The following is a 26,224-nucleotide window of genomic DNA, read 5'->3' on the forward strand; positions in this document are numbered from 1 at the left end:
AGTATCTTTTGTGAAATTTTAAGTCAGCATCGGGGAATTCAGTTTGCCGGATTGATCATCAGATAATGTGCGCATCTTATTAAACCCCTGCATAATTGAGGGTTAACACACGTTGCATCTGTTGATATGCAGAAAAAACCCACCTCTGTTTTCAAAGGTGGGTTTCATTTATAAAAGCTTCCGTGAAGGTCAGTAAGAGTCAGAAGATCGCTGAGTAAAGTACTTTGTGCTCTGCCGCTTCTCCTTTTTACGACGCAGCACCAGGCTGGTGGTAATAATCAGCAGCGTTAAACCGCCGGTTGCCAGTAATTCAGCCTGATGTTTCGCATCAAACAACATGATCACCAGCACCGTGACGATAAACAGGATAGTGACCCACGTCAGGCCAGGAAATAACCACATCCGGTAACTCAGGACTTCACCCGCTTTCTCGCGCTTTTTACGCAGCACCAGGTGGGACGCGGCAATCACCAGATAGACCAGCAGTGCAATCGCTCCCGACGTGGCCAGTAAAAATTCAAACACCACGCTGGGCGCCAGATAATTGGCGATCACCGCCAGAAATGCAGCCGCGGTAGAGAGCAGTACCGCAATCCACGGCGTGCCGCTGCGATTGGTGCGTGAGGCAGCCGCCGGTGCATCTTTGCGGCGTGAAAGGGAGTAGAGCATGCGCGAAGAGGTATAAAGCGCCGAGTTAAGACAACTGCACACCGCCATCAGCACCACCAGATCGACAATCAGTCGGGCGTGCGGGATGTTCATCGCCTGTAACACCGTCTGCCATGAACCCTGTTCAACCAGTCCTGGCGCATTCCACGGCACCAGCGCCACCACAAAGAAAATCGACAGCAGATAGAACAGCGCAATACGCCAGATGACGGAGTTAGTCGCCTGAGTAATCTGCTTACCGGGATTCTTCGACTCTGCGGCGGCAATCGTGACAATTTCTGTGCCCATAAAAGAGAACATGGTGGTCAGGATGGCAGCCACGACCGCGCCGATGCCATTCGGCATAAATCCGTGAGTGTCATAGAGATGCGACAGGCCGCTGGTATTACTGTCAGGCAGCAGACCAAACACTGCCGCACCTGCCACGCCCAGGAACAGGATGATGGCAACGACCTTGATCAATGCAAACCAGAACTCAAACTCACCATAATTTTTCACGCTGAGCAGATTAGTAATGGTCAGCAACAGGGTGATAGCAAACGTGAACTGCCAGATGGCGACAGCGGGGAACCAGGCATGAAGAATGGTTCCCGCCGCATTGGCTTCCAGCGGGATCACCAGCACCCAGAACCACCAGTAGAGCCAGCCGATGGTAAACCCGGCCCAGCGTCCCAGCGCTTTCTCGGCGTAGGTTGAGAAAGAGCCTGAATCTGGTGAGGCGACGGCCATCTCGGCCAGCATCCGCATAATCAGGACCACCAGCGCACCGGCGGCGGCATAAGAGATCAACACCGCTGGGCCCGCTTCAGAAATAGCATGGCCTGAGCCAACAAACAGCCCGGCGCCAATCACGCCCGCAATTGAGAGCATACGCACGTGGCGCGGTTTCAGGTTTTGAGCCAGCGAATCTGCATTCGCACTCTGAGTCATCGTCATGTAAACGTCTCCTGTCGACGTCCGGCCTGGATGGCCGGACGAACGGGGATGAACTTGCGTTAACGCGTCAGCGAAATCAGGCCGGGACGACGGGATGTCCGGCGGGTGCGACACAGTGATCGATCACCGTGGAGAGAATGGTCAGCGCCTGGCTGAACTGGGCATCCGGAATGGTGAGCGGATAGAGGAAGCGGATGACGTTGCCTTTGGCTCCGCAGGTCAGCAGCAGCAAGCCCTGTTCCATCGCCATCTTCTGAACCGCCTGCGCGGTGCTGGCCTGATAGAACTCCATCGCCACCATCGAACCCAGCGCACGCACTTCAGCAATATCCGGATGTTTGCGATGATGTTCCTGGAGTTCTGCTTCAAGCCGGGCACCGAGATCAACGGCGCGCTGGCAGAGCTGCTCCTCTTCTATCACATCCAGCACCGCATGGGCCGAGGCGATAGCCAGCGGGTTGCCGGCATAGGTTCCGCCCAGACCACCTGGTGCAGGTGCATCCATCACCTCTGCACGACCGGCGACCGCGGAGAGCGGCATCCCGCCTGCCAGGCTTTTCGCCATAGTGATGATATCGGCCTTCACCGGGTAGTGTTCCATGGCAAACAGTTTGCCGGTACGGGCAAATCCACTCTGGACTTCATCCGCAATCAGCAGAATGCCGTGCCGGTCAGCCAGCCCCCGCAACTGCACCATAAACTCTGCGGGTGCCGCATGGAATCCACCTTCGCCCTGCACCGGCTCCAGCACGATTGCGGCGACGTCATGAGGCGCAATGTCCTGCGTAAAAATTTCTTCAAGGCTGGTCAGTGCCGCCTCGATGCTAATCCCCTGAACCGCACTGGGATAGCGTGCATGGAAGACTGACGGCGGCATCGGGCCGAAATCCCGCTTATAGGGCGCCACTTTTCCGGTCATCGCCATGGTCATAAAGGTGCGGCCATGGAATGCGTTACCAAAGGTGATGATGCCGTGACGGCGGGTATAGGCACGCGCCACTTTAACGGCATTCTCTACCGCTTCCGCCCCGGTGGTGAAGAAGGCCGTTTTCGCCGCACCGGCGATGGGAACCCGCTGATTAATACGCTCGGCCAGTGCGATGTAGCTTTCGTAAGGGGTGATCTGAAAAGCCGTATGGGTAAACTTTGTTAATTGATCGGCAATCGCCTGTTCAATGCGTGGATGGCGGTGGCCGGTGTTCAGTACCGCGATGCCGCCAGCGAAATCAATCCAGCTGTTCCCATCCTGATCCCATAAGGTGGCGTTCTCTGCCCGGGCAACGTACCAGTCGCACAGCGTACCGATACCTTTGGGGAGAGCCTGTGCTTTGCGCTGCTGCAACAGGTTATTTTTTTCGCTCATTTATTCCACCTCGTTAATATGCGTGTTTACAATTCCCGACAAACACGTTTATTTATGCCTGAGGCGTGGTGAGTTGCCAGAGCCAATTGTCAGAGGAAAGGTGGAGCCAATTGCGACTCTTATACGCAGATCATCTATTAGCGCGGTTACAGTTTATAAGAACTGGCTCATTACATCAGCGGCTACTGAACTGCATGCAGGCCGCGATCGCTGAAGAGGTGTTTCCGCGCGGAAGCCGTTTGCCGCCAACCCGCGATCTGGCGCGCGAACTGGGTGTGTCGCGAAACACGGTTATGCATGTTTATGAGAGTCTGATGGCTCAGGGCTATGTCACTGCGCGGACCGGCAGCGGCACCTGGATTGCAGAGACGCTGCCGGAAAACTCTCTGCAGAGTGATGCGATAGCCGACCTTCAGGCGGTGAAGGCGCAACGACCGGCGACGCTGTCGAAGCGGGGCGCCAGTTTGCTGGGGCACGCTACAGCATCGCCTTATCAGTGGGGCGCGTTTGTCCCCGGTGCGCCCGATGTGACCGAATTTCCCCACAAGCTGTTCAGTCAGATTCAGGCGCGTCTGAACCGTGAGCCTGACGTTCACCGCCTGGTCTACAGCAGCGGCGGTGGCTGTCCCGATCTGCGCCATGCGCTGGTGGATTATCTGCGGGTGGCACGCTCAGTGCGGGCCGATGCTGACCAGATCCTGATCACCGAAGGGGTTCATCAGGCGGTTGATCTGGTGACGCGGGTGTTGTGCGATCCTGGCGATCGGGTCTGGATGGAGGAGCCAGGCTACTGGGGAACACGCAATCTGCTGCGCATGAATGGCCTGAAGATTCGGGCGATGCCCGTGGATGAGCAGGGACTGGTGCCGGACAGCGGCCCGCCACCCAGGATGGTGTTTGTGACGCCCTCTCATCAATATCCGCTGGGTGTGCATCTGAGCCTGGCCCGTCGTCAGGCATTGCTCTCTCTGGCTCGACGCCATCAGAGCTGGATTGTGGAAGATGACTACGACAGCGAATTTCGTTTTTCCGGCCAGCCTCATCCCTCACTGCAGGGGCTGGAAGCGGATGCGCCGGTCATTTACATGGGAACGTTCAGCAAAACGCTCTATCCCGCGCTGCGCATTGGCTACATGGTGGTGCCGAAACCGCTGGCACAGCCGTTGCGCATCGCCGCGGCAGAACTCTATCGCGGCGGACATCTGCTGATTCAGCGTGCGCTGGCGGAGTTTATCCGGCTGGGCCATTACATGGAGCATATCCGCCGGATGCGCCTGCTTTACCGCCAACGGCGGCAGTTTCTCTGCCGGCTGATCGAGCGCTATCTGGGGCCAGCCTTTTTACCGGCATTCAATCATGAAGCGGGGCTGCATCTGGTGATCCCGCTGCCAGCAGGCGCGGATGACGTGGCGATAGCCGCGGAGGCGCTGAAGCGCGGCGTCAAAGTACGGCCACTTTCGCAATATTATATGCACCCTCAGGAGGCGCGCGGATTGCTGCTGGGTTACGCCTGCGTCAATGAGCGGCAGTGTCAGGATGCGTTTGGCACTCTCAAAGCCTGTCTTGCGTCCGCCGGAATGGTATTCACTCCGCAGCGCTAGCGGGTTCAGGGGCGCTTATTTTGAAGGAGGGCGGTTTTACTGCCGCCTCAGTGCTAACGCATTGACATTTAATCAGAGTCACCGAGAATACTCCTCTTTGCGCCCCGACCAGACAATACCGGAGTCTATCATCGCCTTTAATCCCTTTACTGCACCGGCCCGTGCGGCTATTAAGCGAGGCGCCGCGCTGGCTGCCGCGTTGTTGCTGGTCAGTTGCGCATCCGAGCCGCCGAAATCGCTGGTCACTCCTTTTCCGCCTGTGACGAAACAGCCGTTACCGACGCCCGGCAAGCCAGCACAACCTCAGGCGCAGGAACCGATGCGGGGCGTCTGGTTAGCCACGGTTTCGCGTCTTGACTGGCCGCCCGTTGCGTCGGTGAATGGCACCAGTCCGGCGCAGCGTATCCGCCAGCAGCAGCAATCGCTGATCGACAAGCTGGATAAGCTGAAAAGCCTGGGCATCAACACAGTATTTTTCCAGGTGAAGCCAGATGCCACGGCGCTCTGGCCCTCAAAAATCCTCCCATGGTCAGATATGCTGACAGGAAAAATTGGTGAAGATCCGGGCTATGATCCGCTGCAGTTTATGCTGGATGAGGCGCATAAGCGCGGTATCAAAGTCCATGCCTGGTTCAACCCTTACCGGGTGTCGGTAAACACTAAATCGTCTACCGTCAGCGAACTGAACCGCACGCTGTCACTGCATCCGGCCAGCGTTTTTGTGCTGCATCGCGACTGGATCCGCACTGCAGGCGATCGCTATGTGCTCGATCCGGGTATCCCTGAGGCGCGTGACTGGATCACCAGTATTGTGGCCGAGGTGGTGGCGCGCTATCCCATCGACGGTGTGCAGTTCGATGACTACTTCTATGCGGAATCTGCCGGTTCGCTGCTCAACGATAATCAGACCTTCAGCCGCTACGGTCAGGGATTTGCCAGCAAAGCGGACTGGCGGCGTCACAATACTCAGCAATTGATTGAGCAGGTGTCACATACCATCAAACAACTGAAGCCGGAGGTGGAGTTTGGTGTCAGTCCTGCGGGCGTCTGGCGTAATCTTTCGCATGATCCTGCCGGTTCCGATACTCGCGGAGCGGCAGCATATGATGAAGCTTTTGCCGATACCCGCCGCTGGGTGCAGCAGGGCTTGCTGGATTACATTGCGCCTCAGCTCTACTGGCCTTTTTCCCGTCAGGCGGCCCGTTACGACGTGCTGGCAAACTGGTGGGCAGAGGTTGTTAAACCGACCAAAACCCGGCTCTACATCGGCCTTGCTCTCTATAAAGTGGGCGAGCCGTCAAAAATTGAGCCTGACTGGGCACAGCAGGGTGGCGTACCGGAGCTGAAAAAGCAGCTCGATCTTAATGAATCGAATCCCAATATTGATGGCACGATTCTGTTCAGAGAGAACTATCTGAATCAGCCGCAGACTCAGCAGGCGGTAAGCTATCTTAAAAGCCGCTGGGGAGGCTGAGAAACGCCGCGACAGCATGACCAGTGCGGTTAAGTTTTTCCCTGTGACTTGCTGCTATTCTTGCACTTTATATGGGAGGAACCATGAGCGAACTGATTGATATTTTTACAAGTCACAAAAGTGAACGTAGTTTCACTGAGCAACCTGTCGATGAAGCTGTGCTGGATCGGATTATCAGTACCGCTTATCGCGCACCGACATCAGTAAACTCGCAGCAGGTTTCTGTGGTGATCACGCGTGATGCCGGACGTCGCGCACAGATCGCCGCCATTGCTGGCGGTCAGCCGTGGATTGCCAAAGCACCGGTGTTTATTACCTTTGTGCTGGATATGCATAAATCAGCCGTGGGAATGGCCGCGGTCGATCAACAGCAGATCGCTCATCAGAGCATTGAGAGTATCGTTTCGGGTTCTACCGATATCGGTATCGCGCTGGGGTCGGTAATGGCGGCTGCGCGTGCCGAAGGTCTGGGGATTGTGCCAATTGGCGGTATCCGTCGCGACCCACAGGCGATGATTTCACTGCTGGAGCTGCCGCCGCTGACCTTCCCGGTGGCGGGGGTGGTAATCGGTCACGTAGATGAACCGGCTCATCAGAAACCACGTCTGCCTCTGGCGACGTTCCGCCATGATGAGACTTACCAGACGCAGGGTCTGGAGCAGCAGATTGCGGCCTACAACGATGAGATGGTTCAGCACTGGAAGACGATTGGCCGTAATGACGGTGAGAGCTGGAGCGAAAGCGTCAGCGGTTACTATAAAAACATCTACTTCCCGGATGTACTGCCAGCACTGCTGAAGCAGGGTTTTGGTACAGATAAATAGTTCGCTCTCGTTATTGAGTGAATAGCATAAGGCCATCCGTACTGTTTACGGGTGGCCTTTTTCATTTTGTTACTATAACGAAAGGTGACTTTCCACGTCGTAACACATAATTTCCCTTTTAACCGAAGCGCAACCGCCTTTAACACTTATCTTCCAGGGAAATAACATGTCTCAGCGTTCACTCTACGCGCTCTGTTTAATGAGCTTTTTTCTGGCCGATGTCCGCGACGGCCTGGGGCCATTTCTGGGCATCTTTCTTACGGAGCGACACTGGCGACCCGACGAAATCGGTCTGGTAATGACCTGTGGCGGCATCGCCGGATTACTTGCCACGCTGCCGGCAGGGATCGCCGCCGATGCGACCCGCCATAAAAAAATCATTGTGCTGCTGGGCTGTCTGGTGATTACCGTTGCCACACTGCTGCTGTGGTACAGCAATCAGACCTGGACGGCGTTGGTCTCTCAGGTTGTAGCAGGCCTGGCTGCGGCGTTTATCGGCCCGACTGTGGCGGGGATCACCTTAGGACTCACGGGTCAGCGCGGCTTTAACCAGCAGATGGGACGCAATGAGGCGTTTAATCATGGCGGTAATACGATTGCTGCATTGCTGGCCGGTTTTTCAGCCTGGTACTGGGGTATGGGTGCCGTTTTCATTCTTATGACGGTAATGGCGATTTTCGCTGCTTTCGCTACGCTGGCAATTCGCGGAAATGAGATCGATAACGATGTGGCGCGCGGTTATGAACCGCATGAGGAGCGTCAGCCAGCGCTGCGCTTATCAATGTTGTTGCGAAACCCGGCGCTGATGATCGCCGGTGTGACGCTGCTGCTGTTTCATCTTGCCAATGCCGCACTGCTGCCGATGCTGAGCATGCGCGTTGCCTCGGCGGGCGGCCAGGCGGCAGTCAGTCCGGGCCTTTACGCGGCGGCAACGGTGGTGATTTCCCAGCTGGTGATGATCCCGGTCGCGCTGTGGGTGTCTAAGCGGGTTGATACGCACGGCTATCGCCTGTTTATCATGGTCGCCCTGATGATATTACCGCTGCGCGCGGTTCTCGCCGCCGGCTTTGCCGGGCCGATTTTTGTCATTCCGGTTCAGGTTCTGGATGGTATTGCGGCCGGGATTCTCGGTGTGGCAGTGCCAGGCTATATTGTCTCCCTGCTGCGGGGTACGGGGCATGTTAACGCCGGGCAAAGCGTTATTATGCTGATGCAGGGCGCAGGTGCAGCGCTGAGTCCCGCCATGACGGGTATGATCGCCGCACGTTATTCCTACAGCACTGCGTTTGCGGTACTCGGCGCAATTGCGCTGGCAGCGCTGATTCTATGGTGGCGCACCAGTAGCGCCCCAGCCGCCCGTCTGGCCTGATCAAATACAAAAAAGGCTGCCCATTGGGCAGCCTGTTCTGGCAAATCCGTTTGCGACCATCCGTTATTTATACAGTTCTGCGGTCATGTGAACACGGTTGTTGGTGTTCGCTTCCGTAATTTTATACTGCGCGCCCTGTTCCTGAGCCTGAGCAGCGATTTTTGATTCTGCGCCATCCAGTGTGGATGAGGTGACAGAAACGCTCTCGGCAAAGCTGCCAAAAGAGATCAGAGAAAGAGTTGCGAGTGCGGCGATTAAAAGTGCTTTTACGTTTTTCATGGTCATATTCCTGAGTTATGAATTGGGAGGATGTTTGCCTCCGATGGGAATAATAGTAACTCAGGTTATGATATCAATGTTAACTATTAGTGCGGAAATGGTGATCGTGCTAATTGTTTATCTGCGGATCAGACAGTGACTGTGCCGTCTCCGTAATCAACGTCCTGAACCAGCGATGGGCAGGATCGTCGCGATAGCGTGCATGCCAGCCCATTTCAACCGGAAAGGTGCCCAGGTCAACCGGCGCGGGAACAATTCTGAGCCGCTGATCGCGTGAAAGATGCTGACAGATCAAACGCGGCAGGGTAGCGCAGTAGTCCGTGACCGCAATCATTTCCGGCACGGCCAGAAAGTGTGTGACGGAGACTGCAACCTGACGACGCAGGCCCCGCTGTTCAAGCGCCTGATACAAACCGGCACGCATACGGCCAGGCGGCAGAACGTTAACGTGCTTTAGCTGCTCATATTGCTCCGCGCTGAGCTTTTCGCCCACCAGTGGATGATCGGCGCGTATCACGCAGGCCAGACCTTCATTCATCAGGTGCTGAACGACGAGATTGTCGGGCGGCTCCACGATACGACCCAGCACCATATCGGTATTACCTGAAATCACACCGGTTTCAGTGACGTCATTGCCAAAAGGAGTGAGGCGGAGTCGGATGCCGGGCGCACAGCTCCTCAGGCGGGCCACGATGGCAGGCATCATGATGAATTCTACATAGCTGTTAGGCGCAAGCGTGAAGAGCCGGGTGGCATTAAGTGGATCAAAGTCCTGCTGGCCAAGAATAACCTTGTCGATCGATGACAGCGCAGCACCGACCACCTGGGCCAGCTGTTCCGCTTTCGGCGTCGGTCGCATCCCGTAACGTTCGCGGATAAATAGCGGATCGTTAAGCGTTTCACGCAGCCGGTTTAATGCATTAGAAAGTGCCGGCTGGGTTATGCCAAGCCGTTCCGCTGCGCGGGTAACGTTGCGCTCCTCCATCATGACCAGCAAAACTGGCAGTAAATTCAGATCGTATTTCATTAAGCTATAATGCTATGTGAATAACTGAAATTGAAGAAATAAATTTCATAAATATTCGTAACCCCGCCATGATTAACGGGTCAACGCAGAAGATGGCGGCTCAGACGCTGGTTCTGACTATCCTTACACCTGAAACCGACTAACTGTTATATGGAGCGGAAATGAAAATTTTAATGGTTTTGACCTCGCATGATGAGTTGGGCACCACTGGCAAGAAGACCGGTTTCTGGCTGGAAGAACTTGCTGCACCTTACTATGCATTTCTTGATGCGGGCGCAGAGATTACCCTGGCTTCACCGAAGGGCGGACAGCCTCCACTCGATCCAAAAAGTGATGAACCCGATTCTCAGACTGATGAGACCCGCCGCTTCCATGCCGACTCTGCTGCTCAGGCAGTACTGGCCTCGACCGTCAAGCTTGATACTGTTGAGCAGGAAGCATTTGACGCCGTTTTCTATCCAGGCGGCCATGGCCCTTTATGGGATCTGGCAAACGACAAACACTCCATTTCGCTGATTGAGAAAACCCTGCAGGCGGGAAAACCGGTTGCGCTGGTCTGTCATGCTCCAGGTGTCCTGCGTGATGTGAAAAATGCTGATGGCACGCCTCTGGTCAAAGGGAAAAAAGTCACTGGCTTCACGAACAGTGAAGAAGAGGGCGTTGGCCTGACAGAGGTGGTGCCGTTCCTGGTTGAAGATGTGCTGAAACAGAACGGGGGTCTCTACTCACGAGGCGATGACTGGCAGTCCTACACGGTTCAGGACGGTTTGCTGATTACCGGTCAGAACCCAGGTTCATCAGCCGAGACCGCGAAGGTTTTACTGGCAAGCCTGGCAAAATAAAGCTCTTTACAGCAAGCTGAGTTCTGAGTTCTGAGTTCTGAGGGCGCCTGCGGGCGCCTTTTTTTATTCCTTTAGTTAAGTGCCGGGGCAGATAGTGACCTGCTTAATTATTCAGGTTGAATAGATTAGGGGTCAATTTTTCTTAACATTGATAATAAATTTACGGGCGCTTCAAAGCAAAATTATTGCCTGAAAAATTCACTGCAAATATAAACATGTTTTTAAAACCAGTGTTGACATCGTTTTTTATATCCGTAAAGTAGGACTCATCAGCGGCGTGCAGTTGCCCTGATAAACCGGAAACAAAAGCGTTATGAGTAAAGTAAAAAGGCCCGACAAATTTGTGAGTTGAACTTGTCGGTGGTTCTGTTAAACATTGTTCTTTAAAACTGTTCGTTAGTTAAGATAACCCTGTTAAATGGAGTCGAAGTAAGTCTTTAAGAAGTATGTAGTATCGCGTCGCGATGATGTAAGGCCTCGTAGTTCTGAACGTTACGTTACGACAGGATACGATTGCGGTTTAAACGTCGTAATGAAAGTAAGGCAACGCATCAAAGAGTATATATCGCGATGGGGGTGTGCAGATTTATACGGGCCTGACCTGTCTTTGTCTCCTGAAAGACTATCAGGTGGTTGAAACCGCTAATAATAGTGACATTTAATTATCGTGATCATTATTATCCGCAGGATCTGTTCATAAATAGCAGTACCGAAGTAGTACCTATCAATTAAGTTAGTTAATGGTAAACGTAAAATCTGTAGTAACTTAAAAGCCCTGGCTATTTCAGTCAGGGCTTTTATCTTTTTACGATGTCTGTCAGTTCTTTTCAGAACGTAAATGTGACTAATTACCATTACCAAAACAGCTTTTAAAAAATAACCTGGGTGCTTCACGCGCGGTTTATTCTTCTGCTATTTTTTCCTCAGCTCAACACTCTCTTTCCTGATCTCCCCAGCATCAATTTTTACCCCGCTATCGACATAGTAAAGCGCGATTTTGCCTTTTCGACGTCGGACAGAATGCGACATAACGCCCCGTTATCCTGTCTGTTACTTAAACAAAATCGCAAAACAGTGAGCCGCAGTCCGGTATCACTGTCATTACACCACCGTTTTAGCCACGGACGCCAGTCGCTCACGCAGCCACTCATGCCCTTTGTGATGATGGGTTCGGTCATGCCAGGCCATGATTTTACTGAAGCCGGGGATGATCAGAGGTGGCGACAACATGACCAGACCCGAGGTGTCGACCACCAGTCGTTTCGGTACCACGCCTACCAAATCAGTGACGCGCAAAATTTCCGGGAGCACCAGAAAACTGCAAACTGAGAGCGTTACCCGACGGGCCCGGCCAATCGCAGCCAAAGCCTGATCGGTAATCCCTTGAAAATTTCCACCGGGCCACGAAACCAGCGCATGATCCTGCTCACAGAACTCATCCAGCGACAGCGTCGCACTGCCCGCCAGAGGATGATTTTCACTCAGCAGACAAACATATTCTTCATTGAACAGTTGCCGCTTATGCAATGCCGGCGGCGTGGTCTCTGGCGTCAGCAACGCCACATCAACTTGCCCATGTTCAAATTGTCCTGACAGAGTCTCGTTGTTCACGGGTACCACCGCGACACGTATACTTGGCGCTTCACGCCGTAAATGCGCGATAAACGGCACAATCACCGCACTAAGCGCATAATCCGTTGCAGCAACATGTAACGTCATTTGCGACTTTGCCGGATCAAACTGTTGCGGCTGAAGCAATTCTCCCACCTCCGCCAGTATCGCTTTTACCGGCCCGGCCAGTTCCAGCGCCCGCAGAGTCGGCACGATGCCGCGTTGAGCCCGGATAAACAGCGGATCATCAAAACTTTCACGTAGTCGTGTCAGCATACCGCTTACCGCAGGTTGCGTCAGGGACAGACGTTCAGCCGCTCGGGTCACGCTGCGTTCATCCAGCAGCACGTCCAGCGTTTTTAATAAATTCAGGTCAACGTTAAGCAGATGATTGTTCATCCTTCCCCTGTGGCACAAGGTTGAATCGTGATATTAATATAAATAATATCATAGATAAATTATAACGATTGGCATTATATGTGGAGGGATCAGATACTGCGTTTTCCACGGCACTGATTACCGGTGCAACCGTTATAAGGCAGGAAAACGTAGAATGAAATTGAACGCGATTCACTGGCCAGATGGATTTATCCCGGGTCTGACTGATAATTTCTGTTCAAACGAGGTGATTGTCACTGACCTGGCGCCAGAAGCCGTCTGGCCGTTGCTGGCCACCCCCGCTTGCTGGCCTGAATATTATGCTAATTCCGCTAACGCACAGTTTTATGATAATAAAGGGCCTGTACTGGAGCAGGACGTGCGTTTCTGCTTTGAGACTTTTGGCTTCCGGGTTGAGGCAAAGGTGACGGAATGTGTTCCGCCACTAAATGGCGAAGCGGCACGTCTGGCCTGGCACGGTTGGTCGGGTGAGGAAGGGGCTGCCGACAGGCTTGATGTTCTTCATGCCTGGTTGATTGAAACGCTGCCAGGAAACCGGCTGCGCATTCTGACGCAGGAGACGCAAAACGGAAATCCGGCGAAAGAGCTGGCGGTCGCTAAACCTAATCCGATGATCAATGGGCATCAGGAGTGGCTGGATGGACTTGTCGCTGCGGCAAGGTCGACTAAACGCTGACTGGCGAAGAGGATGATTATTTCTAACCGGCGCGTTATCGGCGCGTCGGTTGCCTGTTCCGGCTGGGTTTAACATTAAAGTGAGTTTCAGACAGCGCTACCCTCTTATGTATTTAATGTCAGCAATAGGGTACGCCGTTTTATGCCGGGCGGGATTGATAATAATAAAAGGGTTTACCTGACAGGTCTGAGACGCCTTTTCTATATCGACGATTTTTACCTCTCTGAATAGTCGAGCCTTTAGGGGTATCACGCTACTCACCATTCTGAAACCTGATAAATACCTGAGCATAAGTTGTGCACAAAAATGTCAAAAAATCCCACTAAGTCAGCAAAAATAAATCTATCCTCATTTGAAGTTGGTGGAAGATTAAAGTTGAATTCATTAAGGTTAACTTATTGATTTAAATCAATTAAGTTGAAATGCTAAGTTATTACTATCCACTCGTCTATCTGACAGAGAAAAGGTGGATGCTTAAACAAATAGAAAAAAGCTGAAATGCATAAGAAATAACCCTCTAGGATATTGAATTTATTGAAAATACATGAGGTTCTGATAGTAAATTATCTTTTTTATTGAGTGATTTAAGTTGAATATCATCCCATTTAATAATACTGCATTCTCAAGTATTTCAAGGTTTTAATATAAAAAAGATCGCTTTTCTGGTATCTGTTAACCTGAATAAATTTATAAGGGTTTTTTATAAATATTATCATTTGTCCATCGCGGAGAGTTTCCGTTTTCAGATGACAAAAAAATCAATCTGCGTCATAGTCAATATTGACCGATTCATTGCCGTATAGCTTATTTTGAAATCATCGGCGCCTGTAAAGTGCGCTATTCAAACAGAGGTTAAAATGTCTGCAGAATCTCCAGAGAATATCTCCAGCGATCTTTCTCAGTTCGTCGGTACGCATTTTGTCTATACCTATGATAATGGCTGGAAATATGAGTGGTATGCTCGCAACGAAACTACCTGCGACTACCGCATTCATCAGGGACTGGTAGGTGGCCGCTGGGTGACCAACCAGAAAATGCACGCGATTCAGTTCGCCCCGGGCATTTACAAAGTAGACTGGCATGAACCCACCGGCACCTGCGTCAGCCTGCTGTTTGATCTGAATCGCACCCTGGTTCACGGCACAATTTTCTTCCCGCAGTGGATTGCCGGTGAAGATCAGCATCCGGAAAAAACTATCTGTTATCAGAATGACTTCATTGAAGATATGCATCGCTTCCGCGATGAGGGCCCGGCCTATCCGTATGTGATCATTCCAGAGTTTGCGAAAGTGACTTATATGAAGAATGAAGGACCTGATAACGATGAAGTCATTAATCAGGCACCTGGACAGATGCCTGCTGACTATTTTGATGATAAGTAACTGAGCCGGCTAGCCGCCCCTAAGGGCGGGTAGCTTCTGCCTGACGCGCCAGCGTGCGGGCCAGTATTGAGGAGTAGAGTGGTTTCCCCCCAGAAACTGCGCCAGCAGCGTAGCGCCCAGACAGGTAATAATCATCGGCAATATCAGCTGATAGTTATCGGTCATCTCCAGCACCAGCACGATACCGGTCAGCGGTGCTCTTACCGACGCCGCAAACAGCGCTCCCATCCCCGCGATAGCAAAAGTGCCCGCTTCCAGATGATAAAACGGGAACAGGTCCGTCATTGCCACTCCAAAGGCTGTCCCGAGCAGCGTACCCAGCGCCAGCATCGGCGCAAAAATACCGCCCGGCGCACCTGAGCCAAAACAGAGCAGAGTGGTCACCAGCCTGACCAGAAAGATGATCAGCAGCAGGGTGAACGGAAAGACGCCATGGACCGCCTGTGGAATCAGTTCTGAACCGCCGCCTGCGCCAGGTGCAAACAGCAGAGCCAGAATACCGCATCCGCCGCCCAGCAATGCACCGGCCAGCACCACGCGTGCCGTTTTACCGGCATAAAAGCGGGCAAAAAGATCCTGCGTGATAAATATCAGGCGGTTAAACAGGACGCCGACCATACCGATTATCATACCGAGCACCAGATAGAGCCACAGCGTCTGCACGGGCGCATCAGCCAGCTTGCCGACGGAGATCACCGCCTGTTCGCCGTTGAAACAGCGAAACACGATGCTGGCCATAATCACACCGGTAAACACGGCTTTAATTGAAATCAGGTTATAGCGGAATTGCGGACGCATCTCCTCGATGATAAACAGGATGCCTGCCAGCGGCGCATTAAACGCCGCCGCCAGACCGGCCGCCGCGCTGGTTGCCAGCAGCGTATGACGTGCCTCATTGCTGCGCATCCCCAGAATATCAATGACCATGCGGCCAATGTTCCCGCCCAGCTGCACTGTCGGGCCTTCCCGGCCCAGCACCATACCGGCACCCAGCGTGCCCATGCCGCCAAAGAACTTCACCGGAATCACCCGCCACCAGCGCACAGGCCTGAGCTCTTCCAGCGCCCCTTCAATTTCAGGGATACCGGAGCCACCCGCTTCGGGAGCAAAGCGCCGGACGAGAAAATAGCCCACCATCGCCAGCAGAGCGGAGATGGCAAAAGCAGCGGCGTAGAGCATCCAGCCCTGAAACTGCGATGGTATAAGCGTGTCAGCACGCCACTGCTGTATTGCTTCAACGGCCCGGGCAAAGGCCACACCTGCCAGGCCAACCAGCGTACCGACCAGCGCGGCACAGAACAGCATCGCCAGCGGCGTTTTATCACGATAGAGCAGGGCGCGAAACATCCGGCTGCGCGCCGCGATGGAGCGGGGAACATAAACCGGCTGCGGTGATTCTTCATTCATTGAGAGGCATTCTTGTTCAATCAGACCAGCGCCCCAGTTTACTGAGTGATAAGGTGAAAACAAACGTCAGGATCAATTTCATCGGGGTAAAGGGTTAATTCGTCTGTGGTGGACAAACCACTTGCGCCATGCGTTCGCGGTAGGCTGGATCATCCTGGTTTTTCAGCGCCTGAGCCGCCGCGGTCAGCGTGACCTGATTCTGCTTCTGGTTCTGCTTATCGTTAAGAAACGTCTGACGCAGTTTTTCATCGGAGAGGGCTGGCGATAACTGGCACTTCTGGCGCAGATCGTCAGTTATCTGCTGCTGACGCAGCGCAAACTTTAGCGTGTCGTAGGGTGCGGCTGCCACAATCAGCGGGCTTAACAGCGGCAGAATAAACAGCGTGTTGCGGATCGCGTTCATGATGGTCTCCTGACTGCTGAGGACAAAATCGGGTCTTCGGCAGTTTTCATTTGATATTAATCGCATTGAGTGATTAGCCTGAGCACAATATTCCCGACCGACTGCGGCAACATCGCCACGGTCGACGCAATAATCATAGCAATACTGGCGTGACAGGGAGCTGACATGCAGCCACATTCCACTGAAATTCTCACCGCTGACTGTTGTATCGTCGGCGGTGGCCCGGCCGGATTAATGCTGGGTTATCTGTTCGCCCGCGCAGGCCTGCGCGTGGTGGTGATCGAAAAGCACGCCGATTTTCTCCACGATTTTCGCGGTGACACCATCCATCCTTCGACGCTGGAAATTATGCATCAACTCGGTCTGCTGGAATCTTTCCTGACGCTGCCGCATCAGCGTGCCGAAAAGCTGGAGGCGGAAATCGGCGGACAGAGTATTACGATGGCCGATTTTTCACGCCTGCCGGTTCAGTGCCGTTTTATCGCCTTTATGCCGCAGTGGGATTTCCTGAACTATATGGCTGAACAGAGCGCCCGGTATTCGGGCTTCAGCCTGCTGCAGTCGACCTCTTTTGAGTCGCTGAATGTTGAAAATGGCAAGGTCAGTGGTGTGATAGCTTCCCGCGGGAATCAGCAACTGCACATCCGCTGTAAACTGGTGGTCGGTGCAGATGGCCGCCATTCACGCGTTCGCGAAGCGGCAGGACTGACCGGACAGGAATTCGGCGCAGCACGTGATGTCATCTGGTTCCGCTTAAGTAAACAGCCGCAGGATCCCGATTTGGGCATGGGCCATAAAGGGCCACGCCAGAACTTTATTGTTATCGATCGCGGCGACTACTGGCAGTGTGGACTGACCATTCCGAAAGGGGAGTTTGAAGCGAAACAGGCCGCAGGACTCGACGCGTTTAAAGCAGAAGTGGCGGCCCTGTCGCCCTTTGAAGCGACGCGCATGGCGGAAATCAAGAGCTGGGAAGCCTTTAAGCTGCTGTCGATACGGATTGACCGACTGGATAAGTGGGCGAAACCTGGTGTGCTCTGCATTGGTGATGCGGCACATGCTATGTCGCCGATTGGCGGGGTTGGCGTAAATCTGGCGATTCAGGATGCGGTGGCGACGGCGAATCTTTTGACCGATCCCCTGAAGCGGGGAGAACTGCAGCTGCGCGATCTGGAAAAAGTGCAGAAGCGCCGCCAGTTCCCTACCGTCGCCACGCAGTTTTTGCAGATCAAAATGAGCCGCAGCAAAGCAAAAAGAAAACCTACGGGAAGCAGCAAGGTTCCCGCGATTATCCAGGGCCTGCCGTTTCTGCGTTTTGTACTGGGACGCCTGATCGGTCTGGGCTTCAGGACGGAGTCGCCGCAGGTTGCGCGCATAAAAGAAGAGCGTTAAATGATTTCGACAGCGATCAGATATCATGCGACACTGTTTCACTGTGAAAGTACTGTCAGATTGAGCCGCTATTTATCTGATAATTGGGCGCTAATTGAGCATTTCTGAGCTAAATTATTTTCGATTTTTGCGCCTGCATAGGAGAGGTTTCAGTGCATAACGAGCAAAATGGCAGCGACATAAAACGTCTGAGTACGATTAAGGCGCTTTTATCACCGGATGAAGCCCGTGATAAAGTGCTGGAAAGATTCGTTAATCTTGCCAGCCAGGTGCTGGGTATTTCTGGCAGCTTCATTTCGATTATTGACGATCATAATCAATATATTAAAGCGTCACGGAACTTCGATCTTAAGCAATCGACCCGTGATGAGTCTCTCTGCCGCCACGTCATCGATGGTGAGGGTCATCTGGTGGTGTATGACACCTTACTGGATGAGCGCTTTGTTACGCACCCGTTTGTTAAAGGCGATCCGCATATTCGTTTCTACGCCGGTGTCTCGCTGCAGAATCTCGACGGCGCGACGCTGGGCACGCTCTGCGTGACCGACACGCAGCCACATCCCTTTACGGATGAGAAACTCGCTACGCTGCGCTCACTGGCTACGCTGGTTACCTCTTTTCTGGATGTCTGGAACAACGCAGGTTTTGCCGATGTCATTACGCACCTGCCAAATCGTCCTCGCCTGATTCGTGATATTCAGCAACTAACCCTTGTTGCACCACAGAGCCGCTTTCGCCTGATTCTTATCGACTGCCTCGACATCATTCGCGCCTATGAGCTTTCCCGTGCGGTGGGTATTGCACCGATGGAGAAACTCTTAAGGCAGATGGCGCAGGATCTGGCACACCGGCTTAATCTCCCGGAGAATGAGACGCTCTATACTTTCGCCCCAGGCCGTTTTGCCATTGTCCAGCCCTACTCGGGTCGTTATACCGCACATAACATGATCGACCTGTTTAAGGGCATGAAGGCCGATCTGGCGGAAAATATCACGCTCGACCTGGATGTCTTTACCGGTGAAACAGAGTTTGTGCCGGGCCAGATGAATGCCAATGAAACGGTACGTCAGGCGGTGAGCGCGCTGCATGAGGCGATTGATGAGAATATCAGTGCGATGTGTTTTGAAGAGAGTTACGACTCGCGGCGCACCGATGACTTCATGATCATGAACGATCTGGCTCAGGCGCTGAATAAAGACGAAGAGCTTTACCTGGCCTGGCAGCCTAAAGTGTGTCTCAAAAGCGGTAAAACGGTCGGGCTGGAGGCGCTTATCCGCTGGAATCATCCTGAGCGGGGCGAGCTTTTCCCTTCAGAATTCATTCCGTTAGCGGGTAAAACCAACCTGATCTCCGATCTGACCAACTGGGTTATCGATCACACCATTGAGCAGCTTGCGCGCTGGGATCGCGAGTACGATCTGATTCCGGTTTCGATAAATGTCAGCGAGCGCGACTTTGCACAGCCCGATTTTGCCGATCGGCTGGTGGCGAAATTAGCGGCGGCTAAGTTACCCAATTCTATTCTGGGCATTGAGTGTCTTGAAAATGAACTGATCACCAAAACCAATGTGGCGATCAGCGGGCTGGAAGCGCTGAAATCACACGGCTTTGTGATCTCACTGGATGATTTCGGCACCGGCTACAGCAACATCAGCTATCTGCAGGATATCCCGCTGGATGTGATCAAGATCGACCGATCCCTGATCTCGCGTATGGGTGAAGATGATGCATCAAAAATCATCGTCAGATGCATTATTCAGATGCTGAAAGAGCTCAATTACACCGTGCTGGCCGAAGGCGTTGAGACGGAAGCCACCCTGACGTTGCTGAAAACTTACGGTTGCGATCAAATCCAGGGCTACTTCTTTTCAAAACCGCTGCCAGCCAGCGATATTGAACACTGGCTTTATCAGAAGTCACACTAGACAAGTGCCCGCAGCGATCGTTGCGGGCTCTCATATTACTCACTGCCGGTGGCGTAGCGCTCAACCGGCGTGATGCTTTTAATCAGCTTGTTATCAAACAGAAATTGCTCGTAAGCCTGATAGCGTGCGCGATCCAGTTTTGCCGGATCGGCGGCAAACAGCGGCAGGGTGGCACGCCATGCCTGATGATTCAGCGGCGTGTTCAGCTCCGGATGCGCGCGGGCAAAGGCCCGCCAGCTCTCCTCCGGGTGCGCCTGCAACTGCGCATTACCTTTCTTCAGTGCCCGCAAAAACTTTTTGATTTTCTCCGAGTGAGCCTCATCACGGTTGGCGACGATGATCAGTTCGTCATAGGCCGGAACACCATAATCCTCGACGTTGAAGACCACCGGGTTTTTACCCTGCTGTTTCATCTCCAGCGCTTCGATATTGCGATAGCCGCCGATAACGGCATCCACCTGCCCGGTCATCAGGGCGCTGGTGAGCTGGAAATTGACGTTAATCAGCTTAACCTGATCGGCCTTTACGCCATCATGGTTCAGCATGGTCGCCAGCGTCGCCTGTTCAATGCCGCTGACGGAATAGCCGATGCGTTTACCTTTTAAATCGGCTGGTTTTTTTACCGTTTTGTCTAACGTCATCAGCGTATTCAGCGGACTGTTAATCAACGTCCCCACCCGCATCAAGGGCAATCCCTGATCGGCGAAGAAATGCAGCTGTGGCTGATAGGTAATCGCTAAGTCCGCCTGCCTGGCTGCCACCAGACGCGGCGGCAGCGCCGGATCGGAAGGCGGCACAATGTTAACCTCCAGCCCTTCTGCCGCAAACGCGCCGGTCTGCTGGGCCACCATAATTGGTGCGTGATCGGGATTGATATACCAGTCGAGCACCAGTGTCAGTTTCTCCATCGCCTGAGCCTGTGTGGCTAAGGTGGCGCTGAACAGCAGGGTAAACAGAGGCATTTTTGTCATGGGTTTTCTCATTGGTTTGGTCATTAATGTGTCTCGGGTGCCCAGGTAATCAGGCGGCGTAGCAGGATGTCGAGGGTCAGCCACAGGGCCAGCGTCATCAGCACCAGAATAAACAAGGCGGCGAAACAGAGGTCGCTCTGCATCCGGGCGTTGGCATTCAGCATCACGTAGCCCAGCCCCTCGGCCGAGCCGACCCATTCGCCGATGATTGCGCCTATCGGCGCGACGGCTGCCGCCATCCGCAATCCTGAGCCCAGGGCGGGCAGCGCGGCTAACAGCCGGACATGGCGCAGTTGCGCTGCAGGTGATGCGCCTAGCGTGCGAGCCAGATCGAGATAGCCGGGCGTGACGCGACGCAGGCCATCAAAAAAGGCGGAGGTCACCGGGAAGAAGATCACCAGGATGGCCATCGCGACCTTTGCGCCCATGCCGAAACCAAACCAGAGCACCAGCAGCGGCGCCAGGGCAAAAACCGGAATCGCCTGGCTGGTGATCACCAGCGGCATCATCCAGCGCTGCAGCCACGGCGAAAAGGTCATGCCCAGCGCCAGCACACTCCCCAGCAGCACGCCGAAAGCCATGCCGCTGACGATCTCGGTCAGGGTAATCAAAGTGTGATGGCCGAGATAGCCTGCGTTTTGCCACAGTGCGATGGCGACCGCAGCGGGTGAGGGCAGCAGAAAGGCCGGAACCGAAGTCAGTGTGGCGAGCCACCACAGCGCAATCAGTCCGGCAAACAGCATCACTCCACGGTGAAGACCGGCAAAACCTTTGTGTAATCTCATCCCGCTATCCTGCTCAGCTGCTTCAGCAATGCGGCCTGACTCTGCAATACCTGTATGTCGTCTGCAGCCCTTGGTGGCTGGCCCGGCAGAGGCGGGCAGGTTTCAATTCCCGCAGAACCAATCATCAGCACGTAGTGACTGAGCCGACAGGCTTCGGCGGCGTCATGGGTAATCAGCAGCACGGTGTGTCCGACCAGCACTTCTGCAGCCAGCGTCTGAATCTGAGCGCGAGTGAGGGCATCCAGTGCGGAGAAGGGCTCATCCATCAGCACAACCGGCTGACGGGTGTAGAGGGTGCGGGCCAGCGCGGCGCGCTGACGCATTCCGCCGGAAAGTGTCGCGGGTCGCGCGTTCGCAGAGTGGCTAAGACCTACCCGCATCAGCAGATGCTGCGCCCAGTCGCGATCGGCCCTTTCACCTTTCAGGCGACTGGCGAGGCAGACATTTTGTTCAACCGTGAGCCACGGATAGAGCAGATCCTGTTGCCCCATCCAGGCGATGCGTCCGGTCAGCGGCAGGCCGTCGCTGCCGCTGACCTGACCGGCACAGGGTGGCGTCAGACCAGCAATGACCCGCATCAGGCTGCTTTTTCCGACGCCGCTGGCACCCAGTAAAGCGGTAAAAGCACCGCCCGCGATCTCCAGATCAAGCTGGCTGAAGAGTGGCTGCTGGCCATAATTCAGGCTGAGCTGGCGAATTGAAATGCCTGGCGGCACCGGACTGCACGGCAGGTTCATGAGCTGCTCCGCTGGGCGGCTGCATGGTTGAGACCCATCTGCCAGAAAGCGGCTTCCAGCCGGGTCGCGGTGGTGAAGATCTCCGCCAGCGGGTGAAACCGATGTTCACCGGCGCGCTGCCGGGCCTGGGTTTCAAACAGTGAAAGTGAGGAGCGAACGCCAGCCAGATACGCTTCGTTGCCGTAATTTTCTATCCATGCTGCGTAAGGATTCCCCTCAAAGCGGGTCGCGGGGTCATGCAGTAGTGTCAGGCCAGTTTCAGCATAACCGGCAACGCACGGCATCAGCGCGGTCAGCAGTTCCAGCGCATCCCCGGTGTGACCCACGTCAAGCACGTAGCGGGTGTAGTTGAGCGTTTCCACTGCCTCGGGTTCGCTCGCCTTTGCCGCCTCACTGATGCCCCATTGCTGGCAGTACGCCTGGTGAAGCGGCAGTTCGCTGACGATGGCGTTAAGCGATGCCGTCGCGCGGCGTAATGCGTCTGGCTCAGAGAGTTTGCTGATCAGCAGGCCCCAGGCACGGGCGAAGTGCAGCAGAAAGAGATAATCCTGAGTGAGATAGTGGCGAAAGGCCGCGGGTGGCAGGGTGCCCTGACCGAGTTGCCGCACAAACTCGTGCCCGATATAGGCGTGCCATTGGCCGCCCGCCTGCTGGCGCAGACGACCATAAAAGCCGGTGTCGAAAAGCGGATGTGACATAGGATCTCCAGTAACAGGGAGATCCGGGCATACGGTCTGGAACAGGGAATATTGCAGGAGATGACGCAGAAAATCTGCCGACCCGTCCCTTCGCTGGCATGACCCAGATCAGGTTCAAAGGGTTCGGCTTGCGCCATCTCAGCCCATTACAGGACACCCCTCGGAGACATTGGTTATACGATAATTACTGCCAGAGTACAACGGTACAAATAAGCGTGCTGTTCCGGCGTTTTTGTCGCGCCAGTAACAGCATGACGACAGATTTTAAGTGACGTTGTCACTCAAGATCTGCGCCATTACTGGCAATGACTTTTTTGTACCACCAGAACGATTTCTTCCGCGTGCGCGCCAGCGTACCGTTACCCAGGTCGTCGCGGTCAACATAGACAAATCCGTAACGCTTGCTCATTTCACCCGTTGAGGCGGCAACCAGATCGATACAGCCCCAGCTGGTATAACCCATCACTGGCACGCCATCCTCTATTGCGTCACCCATGGCGCGGATATGTTCGCGCAGATAGCTGATGCGGTAATCATCGTTGATCTCGCCATTGGATTCGATCTCATCGCGCGCACCCAGGCCATTCTCCACCAGAAACAGCGGCTTCTGATAGCGGTCATACATCATATTCATGGTGATGCGTAAGCCGAGCGGATCGATGCCCCAGCCCCACTCACTGCGCGGTACATGGGGATTGGTGAGCGATTTCACCACATTGGCGGCACTACTGTTCTGCTCGTTCATCTCTGCCGAGGCGCAACGTGAGGCGTAGTAACTGAACGAGACAAAATCGACACTGTTTTTCAGGATGTCGGCATCACCGTCAGCAATCTCAAGCGTCACCCCTTTTTCACGGAATACGCGGGCGGCGTAGGCCGGATAGGCTCCGCGCGCCTGCACATCAATAAAGAACAGGTTTTCGCGATCCTTTTCCAGTGCTGCCCAGACATCTTCCGGCTTGCTCGACCAGGGATAGAAGTTGCCACCTGCCAGCATGCAGCCGACCTGGTTCATCGGATTCACTTCATGCGCAATGCGCGTCACCAGCGCACTGGCGACCAGTTCATGATGGGCCGCCTGATACTTTACCTGATCCTTGTTCTCACCGGGTTCGAACACCAGACCGGCGCCGGAAAACGGGCTGTGCAGCAGGATATTAATCTCATTAAAGGTCAGCCAGTATTTCACCAGGCCATCAAACGCCTCAAAGCAGCTGCGGGCATAGCGGGCAAAAAAGTCGACCATTTTGCGATTGCGCCACGAGCCATATTCAGTCACCAGATGCATCGGCACATCAAAGTGACAGAGCGTGACCAGCGGTTCGATATTATATTTGCGGCACTCCTCAAAGACCGCGCGGTAAAAGGCGATGCCTTGCGGATTGGGCGTCAGTTCATCGCCATTGGGATAGAGACGGCTCCAGGCAATCGACGTGCGGAACACGCTAAACCCCATCTCCGCCATCAGCGCAATGTCCTCCGGATAGCGGTGATAGAAATCGATGGCTTCATGGCTGGGATAGAATTCATCGTCACGCAGGGTAAAACGCTTTTCCAGACCGAGTTTGACCGGCATACGGTGCGGGCCATGTGGAATCATGTCAACGGTGGTTAAGCCCTTTCCGCCCTCACGAAAGCCGCCTTCACTCTGGTTGGCGGCCAGTGCGCCGCCCCATAAAAATCCTTGCGGAAACCTTGAATCAGACATGCAATCCTCTTTTCCGGGTCAGCATGACCCTTTCCTTTAGTGGCTATTAATCGCGTTAGCGCGTTCGGTAACGGGCGCAGGTTGCGTTGCGCTTTCTGGTGCGGTTTTGGTTTCAGGCTCGGTTTCAGGAATATCTTCAAAACCTAACAGCAGCGTCAGCACAAATGAGAGCACCACAGACAACACCATGACCGCACCGACCCAGACAATACTCATGGGATTGGTGGGATCGAAGAACTGTACGCTGGTAAACAGGCCGGGAGAGGCCATGGAGTGGCTGGCCAGCCCGCCAATGCCCGCGACCGCGCCGCAGATAAAACCACTGATCAGACAGGCGATCAGCGGTCGTTTTAAGCGGACCGCAACGCCATAGAGCGCCGGTTCTGAAATGCCGGCAATAATCGCTGATGCCGCCGCTGCCAGCGCGGTCTGGCGCAGTTCACGGTTTTTAGTCCGGAACGCCACCGCCAGCGACGATCCTCCCAGCGAGAGGTTGGCACCAATCTCTGACGGCATCACCATGCCCTCTTTGCCGGTTTCGGCAATGGTCTGGATGATGGTGGGGGTGAACACCCGATGCATCCCGGTCATCACCAGTAGCGGCCAGATTGCGCCCATAATCGCGACAGAAAGCCAGCCAAGATAGCCATGCACGGTGTAGACCAGCGCGGAGATGCCGCTGCCGATCCAGATGCCAATCGGACCAATCAGCACAATCGCGATGGGTGCCGCAATCAGCACAATCAGCATCGGTTTCAGGAAATTTTTAGTGACGGCAGGCGTAATACGATCCACGCCGCGCTCAATGTGCGACAGGATCCAGGTCATCACCAGCGCAGGGATCACCGTGTAGGTATATTTCACCGCGGTCACCGGGATATAAGCAAATTCCACCGCCTGACCCTGTGCCGCTTTCGCCATCAGTTCAACAAAATTGGGATGAACCAGTACACCGGCAATGGCGATCGCCAGTGACATGTTCGTTTTGAATTTCAGCGCCGCAGAAGCGGCTACCATAATCGGCAGGAAGAAAAATGCGCCATCGCCAATTACGTTGAGGATGACCAGCGTTGATGAGCCTTTCTCAAACACGCCCGCCATATCCAGGATCATCGCCAGCAGCTTAACCATTGACCCGCCAATAATGGCCGGAATCAGCGGCGACATGGTGCCCACCAGCGCATCAAGAATACCGGCGCCGATGCCCCGCAACGTGATTTTACGTTTTACGGGTGCAGCCGATGTCGCTGCGGGCGAGCCCAGCTCCAGCACCGCCTGATAAGCCTGTGACACGTTGTTACCAATGATCACCTGGCACTGGGTGTCGTTGTGCACCACGCCCATTACGCCATTGATCGCCTTGAGCCGGGGATAGTCGACCTGAGTTTCATCTTTCACCACAAACCGCAGGCGGGTCATGCAGTGAGTTACGGCTTCGATATTGGTGAGGCCGCCTAGCGCATCGACGATGGCGCGTGACACCTCGGCATAATTTCTGGGCATGATCGCTCTTCTCTGTAGGGTAAATCGGTCAAAGTTTTTATGTTTTTGCGCCTGCGGACAGGCAAATAGGAAACCGGTTTCACAAAATCATGAAGTGCTTTTACAGCGCCGACAAGCGCCAAAATCAACCAGATCTCTTTTTTGTGAACTCCATCACCTGATGCTGCCAGGTAACTTCGTTGAAAGGCGGGGTAAATATTTCCAACATTGAGAGGCTTAGGTAGACTGCAGGACGACGCAGCA

21 protein-coding genes, 1 pseudogene and 1 riboswitch are annotated in these 26,224 nt (G+C 54.2%); of the genes and pseudogenes, 9 read left to right on the forward strand and 13 right to left on the reverse strand.

All coding sequences use genetic code 11. The annotated features are described in order from the left end of the window. Positions 1–189: 189 nt before the first annotated feature. Positions 190–1,605 carry a GABA permease gene (gene gabP, locus ACR8BN_RS19345; RefSeq protein ID WP_109651458.1) on the reverse strand — a complete coding sequence of 472 codons (1,416 nt, stop codon included), beginning with the start codon at positions 1,603–1,605 and terminating at the stop codon, positions 190–192. A 76-nt stretch (positions 1,606–1,681) separates the two neighbouring features. Then, positions 1,682–2,968, reverse strand: a complete 1,287-nt coding sequence (gene gabT / locus ACR8BN_RS19350; protein ID WP_434747733.1) for a 4-aminobutyrate--2-oxoglutarate transaminase — start codon at positions 2,966–2,968, stop codon at positions 1,682–1,684. Positions 2,969–3,078: 110 nt separating this feature from the next. On the opposite strand from gabT, the gene ACR8BN_RS19355 reads away from it, so the two are divergent. The 4 genes from ACR8BN_RS19355 to ACR8BN_RS19370 all read left to right on the forward strand — a co-directional run bounded on the left by ACR8BN_RS19355 (position 3,079) and on the right by ACR8BN_RS19370 (position 8,236). Next, the gene (locus ACR8BN_RS19355) at positions 3,079–4,569 is read left to right on the forward strand and encodes a PLP-dependent aminotransferase family protein (protein ID WP_182687041.1); all 1,491 of its coding nucleotides are present in this window, start codon (positions 3,079–3,081) and stop codon (positions 4,567–4,569) included. A gap of 97 nt (positions 4,570–4,666) precedes the next feature. Continuing rightward, positions 4,667–6,043 carry a glycoside hydrolase family 10 protein gene (locus ACR8BN_RS19360; RefSeq protein ID WP_311967852.1) on the forward strand — a complete coding sequence of 459 codons (1,377 nt, stop codon included), beginning with the start codon at positions 4,667–4,669 and terminating at the stop codon, positions 6,041–6,043. Between the two features lie 83 nt (positions 6,044–6,126). Then, positions 6,127–6,867 carry a nitroreductase family protein gene (locus ACR8BN_RS19365; RefSeq protein WP_039389726.1) on the forward strand — a complete coding sequence of 247 codons (741 nt, stop codon included), beginning with the start codon at positions 6,127–6,129 and terminating at the stop codon, positions 6,865–6,867. A gap of 166 nt (positions 6,868–7,033) precedes the next feature. Next, complete coding sequence (locus tag ACR8BN_RS19370) at positions 7,034–8,236, forward strand: MFS transporter (protein ID WP_434747734.1); 1,203 nt, start codon at positions 7,034–7,036, stop codon at positions 8,234–8,236. A gap of 63 nt (positions 8,237–8,299) precedes the next feature. On the opposite strand, the gene ACR8BN_RS19375 is transcribed toward ACR8BN_RS19370, so the two are convergent. Both ACR8BN_RS19375 and ACR8BN_RS19380 read right to left on the reverse strand, forming a co-directional pair. Beyond that, complete coding sequence (locus ACR8BN_RS19375) at positions 8,300–8,515, reverse strand: YdgH/BhsA/McbA-like domain containing protein (RefSeq protein ID WP_434747735.1); 216 nt, start codon at positions 8,513–8,515, stop codon at positions 8,300–8,302. Positions 8,516–8,624: 109 nt separating this feature from the next. Next, entirely contained in the window at positions 8,625–9,542 is a 918-nt protein-coding gene (locus ACR8BN_RS19380) for a LysR substrate-binding domain-containing protein (RefSeq protein WP_083069838.1), read from the reverse strand. A gap of 161 nt (positions 9,543–9,703) precedes the next feature. On the opposite strand from ACR8BN_RS19380, the gene ACR8BN_RS19385 reads away from it, so the two are divergent. Then, entirely contained in the window at positions 9,704–10,384 is a 681-nt protein-coding gene (locus ACR8BN_RS19385) for a type 1 glutamine amidotransferase domain-containing protein (protein WP_434747736.1), read from the forward strand. Between the two features lie 1,101 nt (positions 10,385–11,485). Here the strand turns inward: ACR8BN_RS19385 and ACR8BN_RS19390 are convergent. Further along, positions 11,486–12,394, reverse strand: coding sequence for a LysR family transcriptional regulator (locus tag ACR8BN_RS19390; protein ID WP_434747737.1), 909 nt, complete (start codon positions 12,392–12,394; stop codon positions 11,486–11,488). A 160-nt stretch (positions 12,395–12,554) separates the two neighbouring features. Between ACR8BN_RS19390 and ACR8BN_RS19395 the strand changes: the two genes are divergently transcribed. Both ACR8BN_RS19395 and ACR8BN_RS19400 read left to right on the forward strand, forming a co-directional pair. Further along, entirely contained in the window at positions 12,555–13,070 is a 516-nt protein-coding gene (locus ACR8BN_RS19395; protein WP_434747812.1) for an SRPBCC domain-containing protein, read from the forward strand. 857 nt (positions 13,071–13,927) lie between these two features. After that, a complete protein-coding gene (locus ACR8BN_RS19400) occupies positions 13,928–14,452 on the forward strand; it encodes a phenolic acid decarboxylase (RefSeq protein ID WP_434747738.1) in 525 nt (174 codons plus the stop codon). Between the two features lie 19 nt (positions 14,453–14,471). Here ACR8BN_RS19400 and clcA read toward each other — a convergent pair. Further along, a pseudogene (gene clcA / locus ACR8BN_RS19405) lies at positions 14,472–15,859 on the reverse strand (H(+)/Cl(-) exchange transporter ClcA). A gap of 94 nt (positions 15,860–15,953) precedes the next feature. After that, the gene (locus tag ACR8BN_RS19410; protein WP_039389748.1) at positions 15,954–16,262 is read right to left on the reverse strand and encodes a YicS family protein; all 309 of its coding nucleotides are present in this window, start codon (positions 16,260–16,262) and stop codon (positions 15,954–15,956) included. Positions 16,263–16,427: 165 nt separating this feature from the next. Here ACR8BN_RS19410 and ACR8BN_RS19415 point away from each other — a divergent pair, with 165 nt between their 5' ends. Beyond that, positions 16,428–17,654, forward strand: a complete 1,227-nt coding sequence (locus ACR8BN_RS19415) for an FAD-dependent oxidoreductase (protein WP_434747739.1) — start codon at positions 16,428–16,430, stop codon at positions 17,652–17,654. A 152-nt stretch (positions 17,655–17,806) separates the two neighbouring features. After that, the gene (locus tag ACR8BN_RS19420; RefSeq protein ID WP_434747740.1) at positions 17,807–19,579 is read left to right on the forward strand and encodes a sensor domain-containing phosphodiesterase; all 1,773 of its coding nucleotides are present in this window, start codon (positions 17,807–17,809) and stop codon (positions 19,577–19,579) included. Between the two features lie 35 nt (positions 19,580–19,614). Here the strand turns inward: ACR8BN_RS19420 and ACR8BN_RS19425 are convergent, their stop codons facing one another. The 6 genes from ACR8BN_RS19425 to ascF all read right to left on the reverse strand — a co-directional run bounded on the left by ACR8BN_RS19425 (position 19,615) and on the right by ascF (position 25,981). After that, complete coding sequence (locus tag ACR8BN_RS19425) at positions 19,615–20,550, reverse strand: ABC transporter substrate-binding protein (RefSeq protein ID WP_434747741.1); 936 nt, start codon at positions 20,548–20,550, stop codon at positions 19,615–19,617. A 23-nt stretch (positions 20,551–20,573) separates the two neighbouring features. Next, on the reverse strand, positions 20,574–21,335 hold the full coding sequence (locus ACR8BN_RS19430) for an ABC transporter permease (protein ID WP_434747742.1): 762 nt from the start codon (positions 21,333–21,335) through the stop codon (positions 20,574–20,576). Continuing rightward, positions 21,332–22,072 carry an ABC transporter ATP-binding protein gene (locus tag ACR8BN_RS19435; protein ID WP_424996696.1) on the reverse strand — a complete coding sequence of 247 codons (741 nt, stop codon included), beginning with the start codon at positions 22,070–22,072 and terminating at the stop codon, positions 21,332–21,334. The genes ACR8BN_RS19430 and ACR8BN_RS19435 overlap by 4 nt, the downstream gene beginning before the upstream one ends. Further along, positions 22,069–22,770 carry a TenA family protein gene (locus tag ACR8BN_RS19440; RefSeq protein ID WP_434747743.1) on the reverse strand — a complete coding sequence of 234 codons (702 nt, stop codon included), beginning with the start codon at positions 22,768–22,770 and terminating at the stop codon, positions 22,069–22,071. The genes ACR8BN_RS19435 and ACR8BN_RS19440 overlap by 4 nt, the downstream gene beginning before the upstream one ends. Before the next feature lie 68 nt (positions 22,771–22,838). After that, positions 22,839–22,941, reverse strand: a riboswitch (TPP riboswitch). Positions 22,942–23,047: 106 nt separating this feature from the next. Continuing rightward, positions 23,048–24,478 carry a 6-phospho-beta-glucosidase gene (locus ACR8BN_RS19445; RefSeq protein WP_039389761.1) on the reverse strand — a complete coding sequence of 477 codons (1,431 nt, stop codon included), beginning with the start codon at positions 24,476–24,478 and terminating at the stop codon, positions 23,048–23,050. Positions 24,479–24,514: 36 nt separating this feature from the next. Beyond that, entirely contained in the window at positions 24,515–25,981 is a 1,467-nt protein-coding gene (ascF, locus tag ACR8BN_RS19450; protein ID WP_418157152.1) for a PTS cellobiose/arbutin/salicin transporter subunit IIBC, read from the reverse strand. Between the last annotated feature and the right edge of the window lie 243 nt (positions 25,982–26,224).

The organism is Pantoea sp. Lu_F5_004, from assembly GCF_051136245.1.
Classification (GTDB): domain Bacteria; phylum Pseudomonadota; class Gammaproteobacteria; order Enterobacterales; family Enterobacteriaceae; genus Pantoea; species Pantoea agglomerans.